General features: G+C 70.9%; 23 protein-coding genes. 13 read left to right on the top strand and 10 right to left on the bottom strand.

The window, feature by feature from the left end:
- Positions 1-173 precede the first annotated feature (173 nt).
- A complete protein-coding gene (locus tag ABZS97_RS21225; protein WP_356139836.1) occupies positions 174-1,088 on the top strand; it encodes an SDR family oxidoreductase in 915 nt (304 codons plus the stop codon).
- Here ABZS97_RS21225 and ABZS97_RS21230 read toward each other — a convergent pair.
- The gene (locus tag ABZS97_RS21230) at positions 1,079-1,639 is read right to left on the bottom strand and encodes a hypothetical protein (RefSeq protein ID WP_356139837.1); all 561 of its coding nucleotides are present in this window, start codon (positions 1,637-1,639) and stop codon (positions 1,079-1,081) included. The genes ABZS97_RS21225 and ABZS97_RS21230 overlap by 10 nt on opposite strands.
- Positions 1,640-1,698: 59 nt before the next feature.
- Here ABZS97_RS21230 and ABZS97_RS21235 point away from each other — a divergent pair, with 59 nt between their 5' ends.
- Together ABZS97_RS21235 and ABZS97_RS21240 are read left to right on the top strand one after the other, a co-directional pair.
- On the top strand, positions 1,699-2,499 hold the full coding sequence (locus ABZS97_RS21235) for an SDR family NAD(P)-dependent oxidoreductase (RefSeq protein WP_356139864.1): 801 nt from the start codon (positions 1,699-1,701) through the stop codon (positions 2,497-2,499).
- An 86-nt stretch (positions 2,500-2,585) separates the two neighbouring features.
- The gene (locus ABZS97_RS21240; protein ID WP_356139838.1) at positions 2,586-3,842 is read left to right on the top strand and encodes an MFS transporter; all 1,257 of its coding nucleotides are present in this window, start codon (positions 2,586-2,588) and stop codon (positions 3,840-3,842) included.
- A 23-nt stretch (positions 3,843-3,865) separates the two neighbouring features.
- Here the strand turns inward: ABZS97_RS21240 and ABZS97_RS21245 are convergent, their stop codons facing one another.
- Positions 3,866-5,263 (bottom strand): pyridoxal-dependent decarboxylase, encoded by a 1,398-nt coding sequence (locus tag ABZS97_RS21245; protein WP_356139839.1) that lies wholly within the window; start codon positions 5,261-5,263, stop codon positions 3,866-3,868.
- A 61-nt stretch (positions 5,264-5,324) separates the two neighbouring features.
- Between ABZS97_RS21245 and ABZS97_RS21250 the strand changes: the two genes are divergently transcribed.
- The 3 genes from ABZS97_RS21250 (at position 5,325) to ABZS97_RS21260 (ending at position 7,978) form a co-directional block, all read left to right on the top strand.
- Positions 5,325-6,695 carry a PLP-dependent aminotransferase family protein gene (locus ABZS97_RS21250; RefSeq protein ID WP_356139840.1) on the top strand — a complete coding sequence of 457 codons (1,371 nt, stop codon included), beginning with the start codon at positions 5,325-5,327 and terminating at the stop codon, positions 6,693-6,695.
- Between the two features lie 126 nt (positions 6,696-6,821).
- Positions 6,822-7,061 carry a DUF5302 domain-containing protein gene (locus tag ABZS97_RS21255; protein WP_356139841.1) on the top strand — a complete coding sequence of 80 codons (240 nt, stop codon included), beginning with the start codon at positions 6,822-6,824 and terminating at the stop codon, positions 7,059-7,061.
- Positions 7,062-7,282: 221 nt separating this feature from the next.
- A complete protein-coding gene (locus ABZS97_RS21260; protein WP_356139842.1) occupies positions 7,283-7,978 on the top strand; it encodes a L,D-transpeptidase in 696 nt (231 codons plus the stop codon).
- Between the two features lie 3 nt (positions 7,979-7,981).
- Here ABZS97_RS21260 and ABZS97_RS21265 read toward each other — a convergent pair whose 3' ends face one another.
- On the bottom strand, positions 7,982-8,785 hold the full coding sequence (locus ABZS97_RS21265; RefSeq protein ID WP_356139843.1) for a class I SAM-dependent methyltransferase: 804 nt from the start codon (positions 8,783-8,785) through the stop codon (positions 7,982-7,984).
- Positions 8,786-9,099: 314 nt separating this feature from the next.
- Between ABZS97_RS21265 and ABZS97_RS21270 the strand changes: the two genes are divergently transcribed.
- On the top strand, positions 9,100-10,338 hold the full coding sequence (locus tag ABZS97_RS21270) for a sensor histidine kinase (protein ID WP_356139865.1): 1,239 nt from the start codon (positions 9,100-9,102) through the stop codon (positions 10,336-10,338).
- Positions 10,339-10,351: 13 nt separating this feature from the next.
- A complete protein-coding gene (locus ABZS97_RS21275) occupies positions 10,352-11,014 on the top strand; it encodes a response regulator transcription factor (protein ID WP_356139844.1) in 663 nt (220 codons plus the stop codon).
- Positions 11,015-11,056: 42 nt separating this feature from the next.
- On the opposite strand, the gene ABZS97_RS21280 is transcribed toward ABZS97_RS21275, so the two are convergent.
- From ABZS97_RS21280 to ABZS97_RS21295, 4 genes are read right to left on the bottom strand one after another with little or no spacing between them, the layout of a single operon-like run.
- A complete protein-coding gene (locus tag ABZS97_RS21280) occupies positions 11,057-12,259 on the bottom strand; it encodes a Gfo/Idh/MocA family oxidoreductase (protein ID WP_356139845.1) in 1,203 nt (400 codons plus the stop codon).
- A gap of 14 nt (positions 12,260-12,273) precedes the next feature.
- Positions 12,274-13,623: a sugar ABC transporter substrate-binding protein gene (locus ABZS97_RS21285; RefSeq protein WP_356139846.1), complete on the bottom strand. Its 1,350-nt coding sequence runs from the start codon at positions 13,621-13,623 to the stop codon at positions 12,274-12,276.
- Positions 13,624-13,632: 9 nt separating this feature from the next.
- A complete protein-coding gene (locus ABZS97_RS21290) occupies positions 13,633-14,559 on the bottom strand; it encodes a carbohydrate ABC transporter permease (protein WP_356139847.1) in 927 nt (308 codons plus the stop codon).
- A 15-nt stretch (positions 14,560-14,574) separates the two neighbouring features.
- Complete coding sequence (locus ABZS97_RS21295; protein ID WP_356139848.1) at positions 14,575-15,540, bottom strand: sugar ABC transporter permease; 966 nt, start codon at positions 15,538-15,540, stop codon at positions 14,575-14,577.
- 183 nt (positions 15,541-15,723) lie between these two features.
- On the opposite strand from ABZS97_RS21295, the gene ABZS97_RS21300 reads away from it, so the two are divergent.
- Both ABZS97_RS21300 and ABZS97_RS21305 read left to right on the top strand, forming a co-directional pair.
- A complete protein-coding gene (locus tag ABZS97_RS21300) occupies positions 15,724-16,884 on the top strand; it encodes an ROK family transcriptional regulator (protein WP_356139849.1) in 1,161 nt (386 codons plus the stop codon).
- Between the two features lie 103 nt (positions 16,885-16,987).
- A complete protein-coding gene (locus tag ABZS97_RS21305) occupies positions 16,988-17,173 on the top strand; it encodes a hypothetical protein (protein ID WP_356139850.1) in 186 nt (61 codons plus the stop codon).
- Positions 17,174-17,289: 116 nt separating this feature from the next.
- Here ABZS97_RS21305 and ABZS97_RS21310 read toward each other — a convergent pair whose 3' ends face one another.
- Together ABZS97_RS21310 and ABZS97_RS21315 are read right to left on the bottom strand one after the other, a co-directional pair.
- A complete protein-coding gene (locus ABZS97_RS21310; RefSeq protein ID WP_356139851.1) occupies positions 17,290-18,669 on the bottom strand; it encodes a S1 family peptidase in 1,380 nt (459 codons plus the stop codon).
- Positions 18,670-18,799: 130 nt separating this feature from the next.
- Entirely contained in the window at positions 18,800-19,630 is an 831-nt protein-coding gene (locus ABZS97_RS21315) for an SAM-dependent methyltransferase (RefSeq protein ID WP_356139852.1), read from the bottom strand.
- 268 nt (positions 19,631-19,898) lie between these two features.
- On the opposite strand from ABZS97_RS21315, the gene ABZS97_RS21320 reads away from it, so the two are divergent.
- Positions 19,899-20,657, top strand: a complete 759-nt coding sequence (locus ABZS97_RS21320) for a type 1 glutamine amidotransferase domain-containing protein (protein ID WP_356139853.1) — start codon at positions 19,899-19,901, stop codon at positions 20,655-20,657.
- 2 nt (positions 20,658-20,659) lie between these two features.
- Here ABZS97_RS21320 and ABZS97_RS21325 read toward each other — a convergent pair whose 3' ends face one another.
- A complete protein-coding gene (locus ABZS97_RS21325) occupies positions 20,660-22,021 on the bottom strand; it encodes an NAD(P)/FAD-dependent oxidoreductase (protein ID WP_356139854.1) in 1,362 nt (453 codons plus the stop codon).
- 285 nt (positions 22,022-22,306) lie between these two features.
- Here ABZS97_RS21325 and ABZS97_RS21330 point away from each other — a divergent pair, with 285 nt between their 5' ends.
- On the top strand, positions 22,307-22,948 hold the full coding sequence (locus ABZS97_RS21330) for an HAD family acid phosphatase (protein WP_356139855.1): 642 nt from the start codon (positions 22,307-22,309) through the stop codon (positions 22,946-22,948).
- Between the two features lie 68 nt (positions 22,949-23,016).
- Positions 23,017-23,418 (top strand): PPOX class F420-dependent oxidoreductase, encoded by a 402-nt coding sequence (locus tag ABZS97_RS21335; RefSeq protein ID WP_356139856.1) that lies wholly within the window; start codon positions 23,017-23,019, stop codon positions 23,416-23,418.
- Positions 23,419-23,456 lie beyond the last annotated feature (38 nt).

The following is a 23,456-nucleotide window of genomic DNA, read 5'->3' on the forward strand; positions in this document are numbered from 1 at the left end:
CCATTGTGGTCGCGTTCACCACGGGGACGGAGCGGGGCGCGGGTTCTCGACATCGCTGCCGAAGTTTTTTCTGGGCCGATCCGGGCTGATCCACGAAGAGCCCGGAAAGGCGACACAAGATGTCCGAATTCCACGAGACGCTCGTACACGGTCAAGGACAAGGGAGGCCGGACATGCCGGGACCGTTGGAGGGCAAGGTCGCACTCGTCGCCGGGGCGACCCGGGGAGCGGGGCGAGGGATCGCGGTGGAACTCGGCGCGGCCGGCGCCACCGTCTACGCGACGGGCCGCAGCACGCGGGCGCGGCGCTCGGAGTACGACCGGCCCGAGACCGTCGAGGACACGGCGGAGCTGGTCACCGCGGCCGGCGGGCAGGGGATCGCCGTGCCCACGGATCACCTGGTGCCCGCCGAGGTCCGGGCACTCGTGGACCGCATCGCCGCCGAGCAGGGGCGGCTCGACGTCCTGGTCAACGACATCTGGGGCGGCGAACTCCTCTTCGAGTGGGACACCCCCCTCTGGGAGCACGACCTCGACAAGGGGCTGCGGCTGCTGCGCCTCGCGGTCGAGACGCACGCGATCACCAGCCACCACGCACTGCCCCTGCTGCTGCGCGAGCCGGGCGGACTCGTCGTCGAAATGACCGACGGAACCGCCGAGTACAACCGGGACACCTACCGGGTCTCGTTCTTCTACGACCTGGCCAAGGCGTCCGTCCTGCGCATGGCGTTCGCCCTGGGCCACGAACTGGGCCCCCGTGGTGCCACCGCGGTCGCGCTCACGCCCGGCTGGCTCCGCTCGGAGATCATGCTCGACCAATTCGGCGTGACGGAGGAGAACTGGCGCGACGCCCTGCAGCGGGTCCCGCATTTCTGTATCTCCGAAACCCCGTCCTACGTGGGCCGTGCGGTCGCCGCGCTCGCCGGTGATCCGGAGGTGGCACGCTGGAACGGTGCCTCGCTCTCCAGCGGGCAGCTCGCCGGGACGTACGGCTTCACGGACCGCGACGGCAGCCGCCCCGACGCCTGGCGCTACCTCGTCGAGGTCCAGGACGCGGACAAGCCCGCGGACGCGACCGGCTACCGCTGAGGGGATCGGACACCGCCGGGCACCCGGGGTGGCGTGACGGCCCAGTGGCCCCCGTGGCCGGGCGGCAGGGAGAGGTCGCGGCGGATCGCGGCGTAGTACGACTCGCGCCCGGCCCGCTGCCGTTCGATCAGGACCTGCCATGCCTGCGGGTCCTGGATGCGGTCGCCGAGGAACCGCTCCATCTCGATGACCACGAGGACCCACTCGCGCGCCTTCTGCACCACCTCCTCGGTTCCCAGCAGGAGCAGCGCCTCGCCCGAAGGATCCCGGCCCACGGCGGCCTCGGCCAGGAGCGGGGCCGCCTCCTCGGGGGACAGGGGGTGCGGGTGGGGGTCGTTGCCGAGGTGGGCCGCCACACGGTAGGCCAGCGTGATGGACTTCTTGAGATACCTCGCGTAGTCCGAGTACACCGCGAGCCGCCGTTCCTCCCAGCGGGCCGCCTGCTCGCGCCGGAACCTGACCTGATCACCGCGTACGACGACCAGATACGAGCCGAGGGCGCCGACGATCATGCCGAACAGCGCCGGGAGTTGCTGCATGAACGCGGACATGGCCGCACGGTATCTGTTCCCGCGACGATCATGGCAGTACCTTCCCTGCCATGACTGACGTGACTGGGACGAGGCGCTTCGAGGGGTACGGGGTGGTGATCACCGGCGCGGCCCGCGGCATCGGCGCGGCGACAGCCCGACGGCTGGCCGGGGAGGGCGCCCAGGTGCTCGTCACCGACGTGGACCTGACCGAGGCGGAGCGGACAGCGGCGTCGATCCGTGAACAGGGCGCGCGGGCCGAGGCGTTCCTGTGCGACGTGGGGGAGCGGGCATCGGTCGAGGCCGCCGTCGCGCACGCCGTCGAGGCCTTCGGCTCCCTCGACGTCCTGGTCAACAACGCCTACCACTGCACCCCCGACGCCCCGCTCTTCGAGGACGAGCCGGACGAGACCTGGGCGCGCGATCTCGATCTCACGCTCACCGGGGCGTACCGCTGCTGCCGCGCCGCGCTGCCGCACCTGGCGGCCTCGGGGCGCGGCGCCATCGTGAGCATCGGCTCCGTCAACGGACTGCAGGACTTCGGCAATCACGCCTACAGCGCTGCCAAGGCGGGGCTCGGGTCACTGACGCGTACGCTCGCGGGACACGCGGCCCCGCGCGGCGTCCGCGTCAACCTGGTGGCGCCCGGCACGGTCCGTACCACGGCGTGGCAGGGCCGGGAAGCCCAACTGGACGTGCTGCGGCAGTCGTATCCCCTGGGCAGGGTCGGCGAACCCGACGACATCGCGGCGGCCGTCGCCTTCCTCGCCTCCCGGGACGCGGCATGGATCACGGGGACGACGCTGTGCGTGGACGGCGGACTGCTCGCGGTCAACACCGGGTTCCGGTACGCGGCCCGACAATACGGTAGCGATGCTTAAAGACCCCTGAAGATCTTTTCACTTGTGCTACGGAGAGGGCGTCGGGCACCGTTCGGAGGCCAGGTCGCCCACCGAATGAACGGATCATGCAGCCGCACTCCCCTTGGCGCTTCGCCGACTTCCGCACCCTGTTCACCGGCAGCGCCCTCAGCCACCTCGGCACGAACATCGGCTACGTCGCCGTCCCCCTCATCGCCGTCGCCGCGCTCGACGCGAGTCCCGGCCAGGTCGGCGCACTGGCCACGCTGAGTACGCTCGCCTTCCTGCTCATCGGGCTGCCCGCCGGGGCCTGGGTCGACCGGATGCGGCAGCGCCGGGTGCTGATCGGCGCGGACCTGGCCCGCGCGCTGCTGTTCGCCTCCGTCCCGCTCGCCTGGTGGCTGGACGCGCTCACCCTCGGCCACCTGTACGCGGTGGTCCTGCTCAACGGCTGCGCCACCGTCTTCTTCGACGTCGCCTCGCAGAGCGCGCTGCCCCAACTGGTCGACCGTGAGGCGCTGGTGGACGCGAACGCCGCCATGATGAGTCTGATGGCCGCGAGCAATGTGGCCGGGCGCGGCGCGGGAGGCGGGCTCGTCCAACTGCTGACGGCACCCGTGGCCGTACTCGGCACCGCGGTCGCCTACCTCGCCTCGGCGCTGCGGCTCACCGCGATCCGCGGCGCCGGACTCCCGGCGGACCGGCGGCCGCGGGCGAGACTGCGGACCCGGATCGCCGAGGGTCTGCGTCATGTCCTCGGCAACGGGGAACTCCGCGCCCTTGCCCTCACCGCGGCCCTCTCCAATCTCGGTTCGCAGATCATCAACACCATGCTTCCGGTGCTCTTTTACCGCCAACCCGGCCTCGGCGCAGGGGCGTTGGGCCTGTATTGGGCGGCGGGCGGGGCCGGTCTGCTGCTGGGGGCCCGAAGCGCACGCCCCGTCGCCGAGCGCTTCGGGTACGGCCGCGCGCTGGGCCTGGCGGGACTCTGCCTCGCGCCGGCCGGTCTGCTGGTGCCGCTGGTCGACCGCGGCGCCGGTCTGTGGATCGCGGGCGGCGGATGGGTGCTCGCCATGTTCAAGGTGGGCATGGACAACGTGCTCGGCGTGAGTCTGCGTCAGCGGATGACCGCCGACTCCCTCCTCGGCCGTATGAACGCCACCTTCCGATTCCTGCTGACGGGCGCACTCGCCGTGGGCGCCGCAGTGTCGGGACTGCTCGGCGAACTGGTCGGTGTGCGCGCCACGTTGTGGGTCGGCGCCGCCTTCCTCGCCACCGCCTTCCTGCCGGTCTTCCTGTCGCCCGTCCGCACGCGCAGCGAACTTCCGCAGCAGAGACGGGAGCCGGCCGTCAGCGCTCCGTAGCCGCGCTGTCGTGGGCGCCGCTATCAGGACAGCGCGGCGGCGGCCGTCGACAGGGCCTCGAACACGCGGTCCGTATCGGCCTCGGAGGTACGCCAGTTGCTGAACGCCGCCCGCAGCCCGTGCGTCCCGTCGTAGACCGTCGGCGTCACGAAGGCCTCGCCCGAGTCGGCGACCGCGCGGGCGACGGCGTGCACCCGCTCCTGCGTCGGCTCGCCGGCCAGCGTGAAGCACACGACGTTGAGCCGGACCGGCGCCAGAAGCCGCAACTGCCCTGTCCCCGCGATCCGTTCACCGAGACGCCGGGCGAGCGCGACGTTCCGCTCGACGATCTCGCGATGCCCCGCACTGCCGTACGCCGCCAGCGAGAACCAGGCCGGCAGGGCCCGCAGCCGCTGCGAGTTCTCCGGCGTCAGGTGGAGGAAGTCCGGGTCACCGGTGGGGAGCCCGAGGTAGGGCGAGGCGTTGTGGAAGACCCTGACCTGGAGGTCCTGACGGCGGGTGAACTGCACGGCCGCGTCGTAGGGGACGTTGAGCCACTTGTGCAGATCGACACAGACGGAGTCCGCCGCGTCGAGACCCTCGACCAGGTGCGCGTGCTCCGGGGACAGCGCGGCGAAGGCACCGAACGCGGCGTCCACGTGGAGCCAGAAGTCGTAGCGCTCCTTCAGCGCGGCGATGGCCCGCAGGTCGTCGAAGTCCACCGTGTTCACTGTCCCGGCGTTCGCCACGACGACGGCCGGGGCGCCGCCGAGGGCCTCCAGGGCGGCGGCCAGCTGCTCCACGTCGACCGCCTCGCGGTTGCCGGCGAGCACCGGCACCGCGCGCAGCCGGTCGCGGCCGATCCCCAGCACGGACAACGCCTTGGTGACGCTGGAGTGCGGGCTGCCCGACAGCACGTCGAACGGACCCAGCGCGGCGACCCCCTCCCGCGACACCGAGACCCCCCGACGCTCGCCCACCCACTCCCGGGCGATGGCGAGCCCCACGATGTTGGAGACCGTCGCGCCCGTCACGAACGCCCCGCTGTGCGCCGCGCTCAGTCCGAACAGCTCGCGCAGCCAGCCCAGCGTCTCCCGTTGCAGGGCGGCCGCGGACGAGCCGCCGCTGCCCGAGGCGTTCTGGTCGAACGCGCCGGCCAGCCAGTCCCCGGTGAGCGAGGCGGGGGTGGCACCACCCGTGACGAAGCCGAGATAGCGGGGCCCCGCGGAGCCGGAGAAGCCAGGGGCCCAGCGCTCGGCGAACCGGGCGAGGGCACCCTCCGCACCGACGCCCTCACTCGGCAGAGGTTCGGGGTCGGGCGCCTTGCCGGGACGGGCCACCGGCCGGTCGTCGAGCCCGCTCACCTCCCAAGCGGCGAAGTCGCGGGCGGACCGGAGAACTTCGGGGAGCCGGGAGAGGTCGTCGGCGAGCTTGGGGTGCATGGACGGCAGCGTAGGCGGGCGCCGGTCCGAATTCCTGGTCCAGTCGAGAGAAACTGGACCAATGCACAGAGGATTCGCCGCCACGCTCGGCGGCTGGCGCACCGCACAGGAGCCGCTGGCCGGAGCGCTGTCCGCCGCCGTTCGCGAGGCGGTCGTCGACGGCCGCATCCCCGCGGGCACCCGGCTGCCGTCCGAGCGCGAACTCGCCCGCACCCTCGACCTCAGCCGCGGCACCGTCGTCTCCGCCCTCGCCCTGCTGCGCGACGACGGCTGGCTGCACACCCGGCACGGCAGCGGCAGCGTCGTCCGCCTGCCCGAGCGGCTCACCCGGCGCACCACGCCGTGGTCACTGGACCGGGGCGGCGCGAGCGACGCGGACCTCGACCTGACGCTCGCCGTGACGGCCGCGCCCCACCGGGCGTACCTCGCCGCCCAGGGCCGGGCCGTCGAGCGCAGCGCCGCCCTGCTCGTCGACTCGGGGGTGGCGGACGCGGGGCTGCCGCGCCTGCGTGAACTGCTCGCCGAGCGGTACACGCGCGAGGGCCTGGGCACCCGCCCCGAACAGATCCTCGTCACCTCCGGCGCCCGCGCCGCGCTGACCCTCCTCCTCGATCATCTGCACACCGACCGGCGGGCGCCTGTCGCCGTGGAGAGCCCCACCTTCCCGGGATTCCTGGACATCCTGCGGCGCCGCCGGGCCCGGTTGCTACCTGTGCCCGTGACAGCTGCCCACGGCTGGGACACCGGGCGTCTGGCCGAGACCGTCCGCCGCCGGGCACCCCAACTCGTCTGCCTCACGCCCGACTTCCACAACCCCACCGGCGCGCTCATGCCCGACGCGACCCGCGCCGAGGTCGCCGCGCTCGCCGAAGGGCACCCCCTCACCGTCGTCGTCGACGAGACCCTGCGCGAGCTGGATCTACGGACACCGGCCCGGCCCGTGCCGCATCTGTCCGGGCCCGGGGTGGTCCGGATCGGCTCGGCGGGCAAGGTGCTGTGGAGCGGGCTGCGCATCGGCTGGATCCGGGCCGGCTCCGACCTCGTACGCGAAATCCGGCGCAACCCGCTGCAGGCCCAGTTGTCCCCACCGCCCCTGGAACAGCTGATCGCCGCCGAACTCCTCGGCGACGGCCTGGAGGAGATCGTCGCCGACCGCCGCGACCGCCTGCGCGCCCAGCGTGACCACCTCGCGGCACTCCTCGCCGACACCGGGTGGACGTACGACCTCCCCGACGGAGGGCTCTCCCTCTGGCTGCACCTCGGCGGTTCCACGACGGCCACGGAGCTCGCGGCGCGCGCCGCGCGGCGAGGACTGGCGGTGTCGCCCGGGCCGACGTTCGCCGCGGACCGGACGACCCTGGCGCACTACCTGCGGCTGCCGTTCACAGCGACGCCGGAGGTGCTGACGCGGGCGGTGGGGTTGTTGCGCTAGGGGGTGGGGGCTCGAGGCCAGGGGCCTGGGCTGCCGGTGGTCACCGGCGGGGCCGGACGGTGGCGTCCGGCGCGGGGCGCGGCATGACAAGCTGTGGTTCCCACTGCCCGAACCCAGGAGGTCACCATGGCCGAAGAGTCTGCATCGCAAGAAGGTTCGGAGTCCGCCGACGCCGAGAAGCCTGCTCTGGCGCCCGACGAAAACGGTGAGTACGACCTGAAGCGCAAGTTCCGGGAGGCACTGGCGCGCAAGCGCGGCATGCAGGCGGACGCCGCCCAGGTCGCGAACACCGGTTCGTCGAAGATCCGCGGCACGCATGGCCCGGCTTCGAGCCAGCGCTCGTTCCGACGCAAGAGCGGCGGCTGAGTCCGCACCGGCCTCCGGTCGGGACTCGGCAGTACTCGGCAGGACTCGGTCCGGCCGCCGGGCAACCGGCGAGGTCGCGCCGAGTCCTGCCGGGCGCCGGGGTCCCGCGAATGTCACCGTTTCGTCGCAGCCTCCGCAGCCCTACAACCCGTGGCCCCCGACGCCGGTCTAGCTGGCGGAATCCGCAAGAAGCGCGGACACGTAGAGGAAGAGGCCCGGCCATGGGGGACATACGCAGACGGGGTGCCGTCGCACTCGGGATCACCGGACTGATCGCACCGCTCACTCTCGCACTGGGCGCCGCGCCCGCGCAGGCCGCGAGCTGTACGACGCAGGCCGGTCCGTACCAGAAGCAGGTGGAGAAGTTCCTCGGCCGACCGGTCGACGGCAGGCAGTCCACCGCCGACTGCAGGGCGACCCAGGCCTTCCAGACCAAGCACGGCATCACCCCGAACATCGGCTACGCGGGTTCCGTCACCTGGGGCGTGATGGACCTCATGAACAAGCAGAAGGCCGTGGGGACCAACCCCAACAGGGCCGGCACGTGCCCGGTCAACAAGGGCCGCATCGCCTGCGTCAACCTGACGCTCCAGCTCAGCTGGATCCAGGACGGCAGCAGGCTCGTCTACGGGCCGGTGCCGGTCCGCACCGGCCGTAACGGCTACGAGACCCGCACCGGCCTCAAGAAGATCTACTGGCGCGACATCGACCACGTGTCGAGCCTCTACAACGTGCCCATGCCCTACAGCCAGTTCTTCGACGGTGGCCAGGCCTTCCACTCGGTCGGCGTCAGCATGTGGAACCCGCCGGGCTCGCACGGCTGCACCAACATGACCAAGACCGACGCCAAGAAGTACTGGTCGCTGTTGAAGACCGGCGACGACGTGTTCGTGTACGGCCGCAAGCCCGGCACCTGATCATCAGGGCCGTTCGCTGCCGCTCTCGTGGGCGGGACCGTGAGTGACGCGGATCTTGGACTGGCCGTGCGGCAGTTCCTCCCAGTCGTCCATGAAGCGCGCGGCCAGGCCGTACTTGCCGGCGAGCGCGAGGAGTGTCCCGGTGCGGTAGTAGAAGTCCTCCCGCAGCACCTGGTGCTCCTCGCCCTCCGTGCGGTCGAAGGTGAAATCGAACCAGCCGCCGGGTGCGAGTATCCGGCCGACCTCGGCCAGGCACTCCTCGATGACCGGGAGCGGGGAGTGCGAGAAGACGCTGTGCGCGTGGACGACGTCGAAGTGGGCGTCGGGCAGAAAGCGCAGGGTGAGGTCGCGGACCGGCGTCAGCGTGGGCAGCCGCTTCTGCAACTCCATCTCCACGACGGTGTCCTGGGCGGCGAAGAGAATGTCGGGGGAGATGTCGATCCCGTAGTAGTGCCCCGCCTCCAGATGCCGGATGAACCGCCAGCCGGCGCGCAGATTGCCGCACCCGATCTCCAGCAGCCGGTGCTCGGGGCGCAGCCCATGGCCGACCAGGTAGTCGAACTGCATCGCCCCCAGCGCCAGCCACCGCTCGCGGCTGCTGCTGCCGACCGCCGCGTCGGGGTCGGCGCGGGTGTCGGAGCGCATCACCGCGCGGTAGTACGCGATGTGGTCCGGGCGGCGGCAGCGCAACCATGCGTCCCGGGCGGCCCGGGACATGTGGCGCGGCACCCTGCGCGGGTGGCGCAGCGCGTAGGCGATGCGATGCCCGAGGGCGGCTCGGTTGACGGTGACGTTCTTGGCCGGCACGCGGAGTCCTCTCGTGTCCTGTGCGAAACACCTCGTGCCGTCGCGGCGGTCGTGCCGCCGCGACGCGCAGGAGGTGTTCCCAGCCTGGTCGCGCGGGCGGCCGACGAGCGCTGCCGACCGGCTGCGATACGGACGCGGACCGGTGGACGGCGCTGTCAGCCGATCGGAGGTTGCGGTGGCGCGCCGGAGGCGGTAGGCACGCCAGGCATGGCGCAACGGACCGCGAGAAACGGACGGGTGAGGACATGAGGGGGCGGTCCGCGCTCCACGGTGAACGGACGGCCCCGGCGCCGGACGCCCGGACGGCGACGGCGATGGGTGTCGCCCCTGGCGAAGGCGACGGCCACCCGGCCCACCCTGCCGATCCCGACCGGCACTGGCTGACCCTGGTCATGCACGCCGCGTTCTTCCTGCTGCTCGGCTCGTCGCTGGCCCGCTTCCTGACCCGCGACGCCACCGACACCCGTACGGCATGGGTCCTCGTGCTGTTCGCCGTCTTCTGGCTGCTCTACGTCCTCGGCCAGTGGCTGGCGCCGGCGCCGCGCCCCGGAGCGCGCCCCACCGCCCGGCACCTTGCCTGGCTGGGCGCGGTGTCGGCGGTCTGGATCGTGCTCCTCGCGCTGGCGCCGAGCGCCACCTGGTGCGCGATGCCCCTGCTCTTCGCCGGGCTGCACGCGCTCCCGGCGCGGATCGCGGTGCCGGTGGTGGGCGTCCTCACCGCGCTGGTCGTCGCCTCCGAGATACGGGTGTCGGACGGGACGCTCAACCCCAACATGGTGGTCGCGCCGCCCGCCATCGCCGCCGTCGCGACCGCCGTGCTGGTCCATCTGCAACGTCAGGCCGCCCGGCAGCGCGCCCTGATCGACGACCTGGTCCGCACCCGCCGCGACCTGGCCGCCACCGAGCGGCGGGCCGGCATCCTCGCGGAACGGCAGCGGCTCTCCACGGAGATCCACGACACCCTCGCGCAGGGCCTGTCCAGCCAGCGGATGCTGCTGCAGGCCGCCGAACGCGTCTGGCGGGCGGACCCGGACACGGCCCGCGGGCATGTCCGGGACGCGGCCGAGATCACCTCGCGCAGCCTCGCCGAGGCCCGCCGGTTCGTCCACGACCTGGCCCCCGCCGACCTCGCCGGGCACACCCTGGCCGAGGCGCTGAGCGCACTGGCCGACCGCGAGAGCGGCGCCGGACTGACGGTCGCGTTCCGGCTCGACGGCGCCCCGAGCCCCCTGCCGGAGCGCGTCGAGGGAGCGCTGCTGCGCATCGCCCAGGGCGCGTTGGCCAATGTGCGCGAACACGCCGCGGCGACCCGGGCCGCACTGACCCTGACCTGGCTGCACGACCAGATCTCCTTGGACGTCGCCGACAACGGCCGGGGCTTCACCCCAGGCGGCACCCCGGGCCCCGCCACGGCCCACGACCGTGCGCGCGGCCACGGCCTGCCCGCCATGCGCATCCGGGCACACCAGGTGGGCGGCACGCTCACCGTGGAGTGCACACCGGGTGAGGGCACCGTCGTCTCGGTGGCCGTTCCGCTCACCCCGACCCCGTGAGGAAGACCGGCCCATGACCTGCCCCGAAAGCCCCGCGCCGATCCGTCTGCTGCTGTGCGACGACCATGCCGTCGTACGCGCGGGGCTGCGCGCGCTGCTGTCGAGCACCGACGGCATCGAGGTGGTCGCGGAGGCGGGCAGCGGTGAGGAGGCGCTCGCGATGGCCGCCCGGCTGCGGCCCGACGTCGTACTCATGGATCTTCAACTCGGCGACGGCATGGACGGTGTGACGGCCACCCGGCACCTGACGTCACCCGGGGAGGGGGATTTCGCCGTGCCGGGAACGCGGGTGCTGGTGCTCACCATGTTCGACACCGACGCCGACATCACCCGCGCCATCGAGGCGGGCGCCACCGGGTACCTGCTCAAGGCCGAGCGCCCCGAGGAGCTGTTCGCCGCGATCCGCAACGCCGCGTCCGGCCGCACCGCCCTGTCCGCGCCGGTCGCCGACCGCGTACTGGCCCACTTGCGCAGTCCCCGGCCCGCCCTCTCCGACCGTGAGCGCGACATCCTCGGGCAGCTGGCCCTCGGCCTGGGCAACCGGGACATCGCCCGGGCCCTGTTCATCAGTGAGGCCACGGTCAAGACCCATCTGGGCCGGATCTACGGCAAGTTGGGCGTCGAGACGCGAGCGGCGGCGGTGTCGGTCGCCAAGGAGCGACGCCTGCTGCCGTGACGACCGGTCACCGCAGCAGGCGTCGCCGAGGACCTCGGAGCGCTACGCCCGAGGCGCGTCCCCGAAGTCCGGGATCTCCAGCCTCGCCCCGCCCTGCCGCGCGGACTCGTGCGCGACGATGCCCGGCAGGGTGTAGCGGGCGGCGACCCAGGCGTTCACGGACGGCAGGGTGCGGGTGTTGACCGCGGTCACGAAGTCGTCCACCAGGAAGTGGTGGCTGCCCTCGTGGCCGTTGTGCAGGTGGTCGAACTCCCGGGGAAGCCGGGCCCGGTCGTGCACCGGAGCCGATCCCGAGGTGAAGGCGGCCCGGAGCGCGGGCGCGATGTGCTGAAGTGACGGATCGTCAGGAGCCAGGGTGGCCTTGGGCTCCAGCAGTTCACTGATGTCCTGCACGCCCTTCTTGTCCTGCCACAGCGCCACCGTGGCGAGCTGCTCCATGCTGGCGTCCGTTCCGAAGAACCGGAAACGCGACTCCCGGATCTGCGAGGGATAGCCGACCCGCCGGAACTCGTTGGTACGGAACGCTCCGCCACCCGCCACCTCGAACAGTGCGGTCGCGTTGGAGAAGTCGTTGCCGAACTGACTGACGCCCTTGTCGAAGACGCCGTCGCCGCGCTCGTCGACCACACCGATCGCCGACACGCTCGTCGCATGCGTCTGCCAGGCGCCGAGCACCCCGCCCACCGAGTGCGTCGGGTACAGCAGCGGGGGATAGCTGGCGGTCGCCTTCCAGTCCTCGCCGCCGCTGTACTGGTACGCCTCGTAGAACCCGAGGTCCATGTCGTGGACGTAGTCGCCCTCGGCGTAGAAGAGCCGCCCGAAGGCGCCGTCGGCGATCTGGTTGCGGGCGTGCACCGTCGCCGGGTTGTACTGGCTGGTCTCGCCCATCATGTACGTCAGCCCGGTCGCCCTGACGGCGTCGATGATCGCCGCGATCTCGTCCGTGCTGATCGCCATGGGCACGGCCGAGTAGACGTGTTTGCCGGCGTTGAGACCCTGGAGCACCAGCGGACCGTGCGTCCAGCGCTGCGTGAAGATCGCGACCGCGTCGACCGCCGGCGACTCCAGCATCGCCTCGTACGTGGGGAAGGTCCCGGACAGGCCTTCGGCGGCGGCGAGTTGCTCGGCCCGGTCCGGGAGGAGGTCGGTGACATGGACCTCGCCGACTCCCGGGTGAGCGAGGAACAGTTTGGCGAACTGGCCCGAGAACTGGCCGGCGCCGACGATGCCGAGGGAGAACGTCATGGAAGGCGTGCCCTTCACTGGTCGAGGATCAGGTTGATCTGGCTGTTGGTCTTGTCGAGACCGCTCACGGACGCGCCGTTGGCGAAGATGTCCTGCATGGCGGGGTGCATCAACGCGTACACGTCCGCCGCGTAGTTGGTGATCGGGTAGGAGAAGGTGGTGAAGTCCTTCTTGTCGGCGACCGGCTCGGTGAACGCCGTGACGTCGATGCCCTTCTTCTTGTAGGCGGCCACCGCGGCCTCGGTGCCGTCCGGGGTGGCGGGGAAGACGATGCCGTAGCTGCCCACGGTCTTCTGGCACGCGTCGGACGCCAGGTAGCGCACCCACTTCTTGGCGCCCTGCTTGTTGCGCGCGTGCCGGGTGACGGAGTCGGCGAGGCCGTTCATCATGGTCGCCCGCTTGCCGGTCGGGCCGAGGGGTGTGACGGCGGTGCCCGTGCGGATGCCCTTGAAGCCCGCGTATGTGGAGATCATCCAGGCGCCGTCGAACGCAGTTGCCGCCTTGCCCGCGGCCACCTGTGTATTGGCCTGGTTGGACTGGGAGTTGTAGTCGGTGAAGGGCGCCATGTATCCCTTCTTCGCGAGGCCGAAGTACCACTTGACGGTGGCCTGGAAGGTCCTGTCGTCATACCGGTAGGTGGTGCCCCAGCGCTGCTTGTCGGTGTAGGTCCAGCCCGCGGAGGCGGTGAAGGTGCTCCACTGGGTCTGTCCGTCGCCGTCGCCGCCGCCGTTGGTGGCCAGGCCGTACACCTTGACGTGGTGCCTGTCGAAGCCGGGTTCGTCGCCGCGCTTGCCGTTGCGGTCCACGGTGAGGTGGGCGATCGCCTTCTCGAAGCTGCCTCCGTCCTGGGGATTCCAGGAGAGGTCGTTGAGGTCCCCGGCCGACAGCCCGGCCGTCTGCGTCATCTTCTTGTTGTAGAAGAGGGCGACGGTGTCCCAGTCCTTCGGGGCGCCGTAGCGGTGGCCGTCCTGGCCCATCCAGTTGGCGGCGAGGCCCGGCTGGTAGGCGGAGTCGTCGATGCCCAGGTCGTCGAGCGGTTCCAGCACCTTCAGATCGGCGAACTGCCCGAACTTCTGGATGTGGTCGGTGAACACGTCCGGCTGGGTGCCCGCGATGAAGCTCGCCGTCAGCTTGGTCCAGTAGTCGTCCCAGCCCAACTGCGTGATGTTGACGTGCAGTCCGGGGTTCTGCCGCTCGAAGCCCTTGGCGCAGGCCTCATAGGCGGGAAGCTGGTTGGCGTCCCACAGCCAGTACGTCACCGTGTCGGCGGACGATCCGGCGGAGCCGCCCTTCGCGCACCCGCTCACCAGGGACAGCGCCAGCGCTCCGGTCAACGCCACGACCGTACGCGTACGATTTCGCATTCCGTCCCCTTACTTGATGCCCGTGAAGCTGATGGAGCCGACGATGCGGCGCGCGAAGACCCCGAAGAGCACCAGCATCGGCAGGGCGGCGATGAGTGTCGCCGCCATCAGGCCCGACCAGTCGACGCCGGACTGCGGAACCTGTGCCCGGAAGACGGCCAGCGCCACGGTGAGCACGCGCGAGCTGTCGCTGTAGGACACCATCAGCGGCCAGAAGTAGTCGTTCCACGAGGTGATGTACGTCAGCACGGCCAGCGTGAGGACCGGAGTGGACGCCATCGGCAGCAGCACCCGGAAGAAGATCCTGATCTTTCCGGCTCCGTCGAGAAGTGCGGCCTCCTCGACCTCGCGGGGCACGTTCATGAAGAACTGCCGCAGGAAGAACACCGCGAAGGGGGTCATGAACATCGTCGGCAGGGAGATTCCCAACAGCGTGTCCACCAGGCCGAGTTGTTTGATCAGCACGAAGTTCGGCAGCAGGGTGAAGATGGCCGGCACCATCAGCCCCGCGAGGAAGAGCCCGAAGACCTTGTCGCGGCCGCGCCAGCGGAGCCGGGCGAAGGCGTACGCGGCCATCGAGGAGAAGAAGATCTGACAGACGGTGATCAGTGTCGAGACGATCATCGAGTTGAGCAGGTAGCGCCAGAACACCAGCCCGCCGCCGGCGCCGCCCTCGGCGATCGCCTCCTTGGTGGACTGCAGGCCGAGCGCGCGGGCGAAACCGGAGCCGGTGAGGTCCACGGGCAGCGGATCGGTGGGATCGGCGTTGAGGCCGGCGTTGGAGGACAGCGCGGTGCGCAGGATCCAGTAGAACGGCAGCAGGGTGATCAGGACGATCGCGCCCATCGCGACCCAGGCCGCGATCCGGCCGAGGGAGGGGCGGCGCCTGAGCGGCCGTATGTGTGTCGGCGGCGTCGTTGCGGTCACGGCAGTCATGTCGACTCCTTCCGGTCAGCCGAGGTCGGTCTGCCCGGCCCGGGTGAGCCGGTACTGGACGAAGGTGATCGCGCTGAGCACGACGAGGAGGGCCACGGACATCGCGGACGCGTAGCCGAACTGGAAGCGGCCGAAGGCCGAGCCGTAGATGTAGTACTGCAGGACGTTGGTCGCGTTGGCCGGACCGCCCTGGGTGGTGACCGCGACCGTGTCGAACACCTGGAACGAACCGATCACCGTCATGATCAGCACGACCGCGAGCACCGGCCGCAGCAACGGCATGGTGATCCGACGGAACATCCGCCACTCGCTCGCCCCGTCGACCTTCGCCGCCTCGTACATCTCGTTCGGAATGGCCTGCAGACCGGCGAACAGCAGCAGTGCGGTGTAACCGACGTGCCGCCACACGTTGATCAGGGCGATCGTCGGGATCGCCCACGTGTCGTCGGCGAGGAACGGGATGCGGTCGAAGCCCAGCGCACCGATGATCTCGTTGCCGATGCCGAGCTGGGTGTCGAGGATCCAGAGCCATACGATGCCGGCGACGACGTTCGACATCAGGTACGGCGTGAGCACGATGCCGCGGAGCACCGCCGATTGCGTGAGCCGCTGGAGCAGCACGGCGATGGCGAGCGCGGAGACCGTCTGCACGCCGATGTTGATGAGGACGTACTCGACGGTGACGGTGAGCGAGTCCCAGAAGATGGGGTCGTGCACCATCCGCACGTAGTTGTCGAGGCCCACCCACTGCGCGGGGGTGAGCAGGTTGAAGCGGGTGAAGCTGAGGTAGATGCCGCGCAGCGTCGGCCAGAGCAGGAACACCAGGAAGCCCAGCATGGCCGGGGCGATGAAGAGCGCGGCGAGCGCCCCGTCGCCGTGCTCGGAGCCCGCTCGGACGCTGCGTGTCCTCGGCTTGGGCCGGGCCCCCGCGGCGTCGTGCAGCGGCAGATGTGACGGGGGACTGTTGGAGGCGACGGTCATGGGGAGACTCCCTCGGCGGCGGCTCGTCCTCGGGTCACTTACTTTTGCGGCGAAAGAATCCTGGCGTCAAGAGTCATGCGCACTTCTTTTCTGAGGGTGCTGTCGCCACCTGGGATGGCCTTCCTTGCTTTCCTCGGTACTTCTTAGTTCCATGACGAAAGAAATCGTGGCAGTCTGACCCTCATGACCACACGTGCCGCGTCCTGGCTGCCGCTGAGTCCCGGGGAGCGCTCGGTGGCGATCGAGGTGCTCGTCCACGGCCCGCTGTCGCGTACCGAACTCGCGCGACGACTGAATCTCTCGGCGGGCAGCCTCACCCGGCTGACCAAGCCGCTGATCGAGTCCGGCCTGCTGGTCGAGGTCCCCGAAGGCGGCGCCCTGGCCGAAACCCGGCAGGGCCGCCCCTCGCAGCCGCTGGACGTCGTCGCCGAGTCACGCTCCTTCATCGGCTTCAAGATCACCGACGACATGGTCTACGGCGTCGTCACCACCCTCAGAAGCGAGATCGTCGCCCGGTGCGACCGCCCGCTCACCACGCACGACCCGGCCGAAGTGGTCGACCTGCTGGGAGAGATGACCGCCGAACTCGCCGCCGCGCACCCCCGGCTCGCCGGGATCGGCATCGGAGTGGGCGGACTCGTCCAGGACCGGGCCGTCGTCGGGGAATCCCCCTTCCTGGGGTGGCGCGACGTCCCCCTGGCGGACCTCGTGGAGCAGCGCACCGGGCTGCCCGTGGTCGTCGAGAACGATGTCGCCGCGCTCGTGGAGGCGGAGAGCTGGTTCGGCGCAGGCCGCGGCCTCGACCGCTTCGTCGTCCTCACCATCGGTGCGGGCATCGGCTACGGACTCGTGCTGGGCGGCACACGGGTGCCCTGCGCCGAGGAGGACCGCGGCTTCGGCCGGCACTGGATCCTCAGCCCCCACGGACCGCTCACGCCCGATGGCGAACGCGGCAGCGCCGTCTCGCTGTTGACCATCCCCAACATCCGCTACCAGGTCCATGCGGCCACCGGCATCGACCGGACCTACGAGGAGATCCTCGCCCTCGCCGCCGCCGGGGAACCCATGCCGTTGCGCGTCGTCGACGAGGCGGCACGCGCGCTGGGCACGCTGGTCGCGCAGATCGCCAACTTCGCCATGCCGCAGAAGATCCTGCTCGCCGGAGAGGGCGTCGGACTCATGGACGTGGCCGGCCGGACGGTGCAGGAGACCGTCCGGGCGCACCGGCACCCGCTGGCCGCCCCGGTCGCCCTGGAGACCAAGGTGTCCGATTTCCACGACTGGGCGCGCGGAGCGGCCGTGTTGGCGATCCAGGTACTCGTACTGGGATCCGCCGAGGACTGAACTCGGCTCCCGCCGCGCGGTGATGATCGGGAGTGATCAGCTTCACGGTCCGTAATGTCCCGAGACGTACGATTACTCACAGCGCCTTCACGTCGATCCCCGTATGCTTCACACCATGTCCATCACTCCTGAATCCACTTCGGAGCGTTCCGCAGCCGAGGTCAACGAGGAGATCCGGGCCCTGTGGTTCCGCGCGGGCGGGACGCTGAACATCGATGAGCGGCGGGAGTACCAGCAGCTCGTCACCGAATGGGCGGCGGCCTCTCCTCGCCCCACCAAGGCGGCGTGACGCGGGGCGGAGCCCCGCTCCGGCCGCCCCCTCGGCCCCGGATCTCCGCCAACCGGCCGTCCCGGCTTCGCGACCACCGAACCCGGCCCCGCGGAGATCCCCCGATCGTCCGCCCCTCACCCCCAACTCTGTGAAAAGGCGCGGCGATAGCGGTTGCGTTCCTGCTCCGTGCGGATGTACCGCGTGGCCACCAGGGCGACCAGGCTTCCCGCGATGACCAGCAGGCCCGGACCGATGTTCTTCGGGTCCGTCAGCTGCGAGACCAGTGTCTGCGCCGTCCCCGAACTGCCGACCGCCTCGACCGATCCGGGCGCGACCGAACTCGGGGCGATGGCCGAACCCTGTGCGGCCGACGGCGCCGGAGAGGCCGCGGCGTTGCCGGAGTTCGCGGAGGCCTGCGGCAGCCCGGCCAGTTGGACGCCGAGCGTGCTCATGGCCTTGGTCACCGGCTGGAAGAACGTCGTACCGCCCGTCCTGCAGTCCCCGTTGCCGCCCGACGTCACGCCGAGCGCGACCCCCTCGGAGAACAACGGGCCCCCACTGTCCCCGGGTTCCGCGCACACGGTGGTCTCGATGAGCCCGGTGACGGTCCCCTCGGGATAGTTCACCGTCGCGTTGAGTGCGGTCACCTTGCCGTCGTGCATCCCGCTGGTGCTGCCGCTGCGGAAGACCCGCTGGCCGACCGTCGGATCGGCGGCGCCGATGATCCGCACGCCCTGACCACCACCGATGGCCACGACGTTGCTCCCGGCGCCGGCCTGCCCGCTGTCGTACTGGATCAGGGAGAAGTCGTTGCCGGGAAAGGCCTGCGTGATGGTCCGGCCCAACTGCTGGGAACCCTGGTTGTCGGCGAACCAGATGGACCCCGCGGGACCGCAGTGCCCGGCCGTCAGGATGAACGCGTTCTGGCCGTTGGTCACATTGAAGCCCGCCGAGCACCGCCCCCCGGTCGAGAACATCGGCTGAGCGCCGTTGAGCCGGGTGGTGAACGTGCCCTGGGTGCGCTCCATGCGCACCGACCCCCCGATGCCGTCGGCCACCTGTGTCAGCTTCGACCAGTCGGAGGCGGAGACCGTGCTGTCGGCCTGCACGACCACCTCGTTGTGGGTGTAGTCCACGGCCCACGCGGTGCCCGCCACCCGCGGCGCCGAACTCAGTGTCCGCGTCGCCGACTTGAGGTCCTCCATGCTGTGGTCCACGACCTTGGCGCGGGCCCCCGCCTTCTTCACCTCGGCCGCGGCACCCGCGTCGGTCACCGCGACCACGGGCCGGCCGTCGGTGGCGATCCAGCTTCCCGCGGTGCGGTTGGCGCCCAGACGCGTGACCAGGCCGCTCCCCGTGGAGCCGGCGGCCTGGGCGGAACTCGCCGTGGCACGCGACGTGTCGGAGGGTTCGCTCGCCATCGCGTGCGTCACCATCAGCCCTCCGCAGAGCAGTCCGCCGACGGCCGCGAATCGCGCCCCCCGTCGGACGATCCGTCGTCGTGCGTGCCTCATTCATGGCTCCCGAAGCCGAACTGCACGGCGTCACCACCGCAGGGGCCCCGGTCTTGAGCACCCTTCTCCCTTACGTGCGGTGACGCCACTGCGTTCACTGGGAAACGCCGCACATCGACGGCGTCCACCGTCAGAGCTTGCGGCCCACCCCGCCGAACATGGCGACCTCGTCCGGCTCCGCCCCACCGGTGTTCCCGGGGCGCCAACGGGAGCAGGAGAGGACGCCCGGGTCGAGGAGTTCGAGCCCGTCGAAGAAGCGGGTGACCGCCTCGGGGGTGCGCTGGGTCAGCTTGGGGGTGCCGTGCTCGTTCCAGAAGGCGACGGCGGCATCCACGTCGGGCATCTCGGGACTGGTGATCGTGTGGGAGAGGACCAGGTGGCTGCCCGACGGCAGGGCGTCCAGCAGGCGCCGCACGATGGAGTACGCCTCCTCGTCGTCGCCGATGAAGATGACGACGCCCAGGAGGACCAGGCCGATCGGCTGGCTGAAGTCCAGGGTCTTGGAGGCGTGTTCGAGGATGGCGTCCACATTGCGGAGGTCCTCGTCGAGGTAGTCCGTGCTGCCCTCGGGAGTGCTGGTGAGCAGGGCGCGGGCGTGCGCCAGCACCAGCGGATCGTTGTCGACGTACACGATCCGCGCGTCCGGGGCGAGCCGCTGGGCCACCTCGTGCGTGTTGTCCGCGGTCGGCAGACCGGTGCCGATGTCGAGGAACTGGCGGATGCCGCGGTCGGCGACCAGGTGCTGCACGGCCCGGCCCAGGAACATCCGGTCCGCCTGCGCGTAGTCGCCGATGCCCGGGTGCAGTTGGCGGATCTGGTCCCCGGCCGCCCGGTCGACCTCGTAGTTGTCCTTGCCGCCGAGCCAGTAGTTCCATATCCGGGCCGTGTGCGGCTGCGTGGTGACGATGCGGCTGCGTACCGACTCGGAGGGGTGTTCCGCGGCTGCCGGGTTCTCGGTCACGGGCTCAGCTCCTGGAGTTGCGATGAGGTCCTGAAATACGGTGTCAACCGGCAATCTAGACGGCCGAGTTGCTGCTTGCGCCCCTGGGGGAGTGATTGCCCTGTCGCGGAGGATCCCGCCGCGGTCGTCGCTCCGGACGAAGGACGCCTCGCCCAGCCGGAGTTCTTGCGGCCGGGACGCCCGGCTCATCCGGGCCGGCCGTCACGGCCCGCCCTTGCCTGTGGCCACGAACGGCACCCCGTGCCGGCCCGCCTGCCATCATGTGCCCATGCGAGTGCTGATGCCGGTCCCCGACCGCGATTTCGACGTCACCGAAGTGGCCGTGCCCTGGCGGCTTCTCACCGACGCGGGCCACGAGGTCGTCCTCGCCACCGAGCGGGCGGGCAGCAGGCCGGCGGCGGATCCGCGCCTGCTGACGGGCGTGCTCTTCGGGCAACTCGGCGCCGAGGAGGAACCCCGGCGGTTCTACCAGGAGCTCACGGCCTCACCGGAGTTCGCCGCCACCGTCTCCTGGGCGGACGTGAAGGTCGAGGAGTTCGACGGACTGCTGCTGCCGGGCGGCCACGCACCGGGCATGCGCCAGTACCTCGGCTCGGCGGCCCTGCAGCAACAGGTCGCCCGCTTCTGGGCACTTGGGCGGCCCGTCGGCGCCATCTGCCACGGCGTCCTCGTCCTCGCCCGCTCCCATGACCAGGCGACGGGCCGCAGCGTGCTGGCCGACCGGCGCACCACCTGCCTGCCCAAGTACATGGAACGCACGGCCTACCTGACCACGGCCTGGCGTCTGGGCCGCTACTACCGCACCTACCCCGCCTACGTCGAGGACGAGGTCAGGTCAGTCCTCGGCGCCCCGGACGCCCAGTTCGACCGGGGCCCGCGCACCCTGACCCGGCGCGGGACCGCCTCCGACGACACGCACGCCTTCGTCGTCGAGGACGGCCACTACCTCTCGGCACGCTGGCCCGGGGACGCCTACCTCTTCGCCCGCCGCTATCTCGCCCTGCTGGGGAGCCCCGCCGCGGGCTGAGGTCAGCTCGCCCCGTCTTCGGCGCGGGTGCGGGCCGCGACCTCCTTCGGCGACAGATACGCATCGGTGTTCTCGAAGTCCCGCAGGGTTCCCTGCCGGTCGGCGAGGAAGCCGGTGCGCACGAAGTCGTTGCCGGCGACCGCGTTGAGGAACCAGTTGGCACCGGTACGGAACCGGGCCGCCCCGGTGCGCAGCGCGTACAGGTGGTATCCGCGGGCCACGACCTGCGCGGGCAGGCCCTTGAGACCGATGCCGAGCGGCTTGGACACCGCGTCGTGGCCGCCGAGGTCGACGACCAGGCCGAGGTCCTTGTGCTTGTACGGCGTCGTGGACTGCCCGCGCAGCAGCGCCGTCAGGTTCTTCGCCGCGTGCCGTCCCTGCCGGGCGGCATGCTGGGCGGTCGGCACGCAGTACGAGCCGTCGCCCTTGACGAGGTCGGGCACGGCGGCCGCGTCGCCCAACGCGAACACCCCGTCCAGGCCCGGCACTTTGAAGTCGGGCTCGGCGACGATGCGGCCGCGCACGGTCTCGGCGCCCAGCGAGTCGACGAGCGGGCTCGCCGCGACACCGGCCGTCCACACCAGCGTCCGCGAGGGCAGCACGCGGCCGTCGGTGAGGGTGACCTTGTCCTCGGTGACGGAGGCGACGGACGTGCCGAGGGAGATCTCCACCCCGCGCTTGCTGAGCATCTGCAGCGCGGTCGCGCCCAGCTTGTCGCCGAGCTCCGGCAACAGCTTGGGGGCGACGTCGACCAGGTGCCACTTGACGAGGGACGGATCGATCCGGGGGTGGTAGCGCTTGGCCGCCGCGGTGGTGAGGCGCTGCAGACAGGCCACGGTCTCGGCGCCCGCGTAGCCGCCGCCGACCACCACGAACTGCAGTCGCGCCGCCCGCTCCTCCTCGTCCGAGGTGGCCGCGGCCAGGTCGAGCTGCGCGATCACGTGGTCGCGCAGATACACCGCCTGCGCCAGTGTCTTCATCCCCCGTGCCTCGTCCTGCAGACCGGGGATGTCGAAGGTGCGGGTCACACTGCCCGGGGTGAGCACCAGGTGGTCGTAGGGCAGGTCGACGAGGTCGCCGGTGATCTTGCGTACGACACAGATCTTGGACTGTGGATCCACGCCCACCACGCCACCCGGCAGCAACTCCGTGCGGCGCAGGATCCGGCGCAACGAGGGCGCCACGGACTGCGGGGTGACCACGCCGGAGGCGACATGCGGAAGCAGCGGCAGATAGAGCTGATAACCCGTCGGACTGACCAGGGTGACCCGGGCCTCGCCGGGGGAGAGCGAGCGCTCCAGCCCCCGCGCGGTCTCGACCCCGGCGAATCCGCCGCCCACGATCACGATGTTCGGTGCACCCATTGCAGCCGCCTCTCCTCTTTTGTGCCGGTACCGCGGCCCGCCTTCCGCGTGCCAAGGCTCACACGGGACGCCCACGCATGCCACCCCGCGTCGCGATCTCGTCGCGGCCGACGATCAGCGGCAGAAAGTCACTACCGAGGGGTAACTTTTGCGCCGCCTTCCGTACATCCTTGGGCGTGAACATGACGTGCGCGGGGGGCGTTCGAAAAACACCTCGCCGCTTCGCCGTGCGAAGACGTTGCGAAGACCTGCGAAGACCTGAGCAGGCCTGAGAAGGGGACGGTAATGACAGGACGTGGTGTGGGGCGCCGTATCGGCGCGGTCTCGGCGGTCGTGGCGCTGGGGATCGGAGGAACGGTCAGCGCAGCGGGGGCCGCCGTGGCGGCCCCGGCCGAGATCGCGGCGAGCGCGACGGCGACGCAGAGCGCCGACGTCGACTACGCCACCTGGCAGGGCGACGTCCAGGCCGTCATCGACCAGGCCACGCCCTACGTCGCGCAGCGCACCGCGCAGGCGTCCGGACAGAAGCTCGCCCTCGTCTTCGACATCGACAACACCACGCTGGAGACCGACTTCCACCCCTGGTACCAACTCCCCACCCCGGCCCTCAAGCCGTCCCTCGCGCTCGCCAAGTACGCGGCCTCCCGGGGCGTCGCCATCTTCTTCGTCACCGCACGGCCGGGCATCATCGCCGCCGAGACGAAGTGGAACCTGAAGACCGTCGGCTACCCCGTCTCCGGCCTGTACGCCCGTGACCTGCCCGACCTGTTCGACGAGGTCAGCGCCTACAAGACCGGCGAGCGGGCGAAGATCGAGTCCCTCGGCTACACGATCATCGCCAACATCGGCAACAACGGGTCCGACCTGGTCGGCGGCCACGCCGAGCGCACCTTCAAGCTGCCCGACTACGACGGCCAGTTGTCCTGACCCCGCTGCTCCCCGCTGTACCTGACCGAGCGCCCGGGCCTACGAGCCCGGGCGCTTAGACTCCGGCCATGAACGAGACCTCGCTGGACACGCTCGGGTCGGGCAAGTACCTGCTGATCACCAGCTACCGCAAGAACGGCACGGGCGTCGCCACGCCGGTGTGGGTGGTCCGGGACGGCGCGGCTCTGGGTGTCTGGTCCGCCGCGGACTCCTGGAAGGTGAAGCGGATCCGCAACCGGTCCGACGTCCTCGTGGGCCCCTGCGACCTGCGCGGCAACCCCACCGGTGACCCGGTGCCGGCCCGGGCCGAGATCCTCGGCCCGGCCGAGACCGCCGAGTACCGCCGGCTCCTCGCCCGCAAGTACGGTCTCCTCGGCCGCCTCACCCTTCTCGGCAGCCGTCTGCGGCGAGGGGAGAGCGGCACGGTGGGCATCCGCATCTCGTCGGCCGACATCTCGCAGGCCGACTGAGAACGCACACGCGAACGCCCCAACGCCTGTGAACGAAC

The sequence above is a fragment of the Streptomyces sp. NPDC005485 genome (assembly GCF_040606085.1).
In the GTDB taxonomy this organism is placed as follows: domain Bacteria; phylum Actinomycetota; class Actinomycetes; order Streptomycetales; family Streptomycetaceae; genus Streptomyces.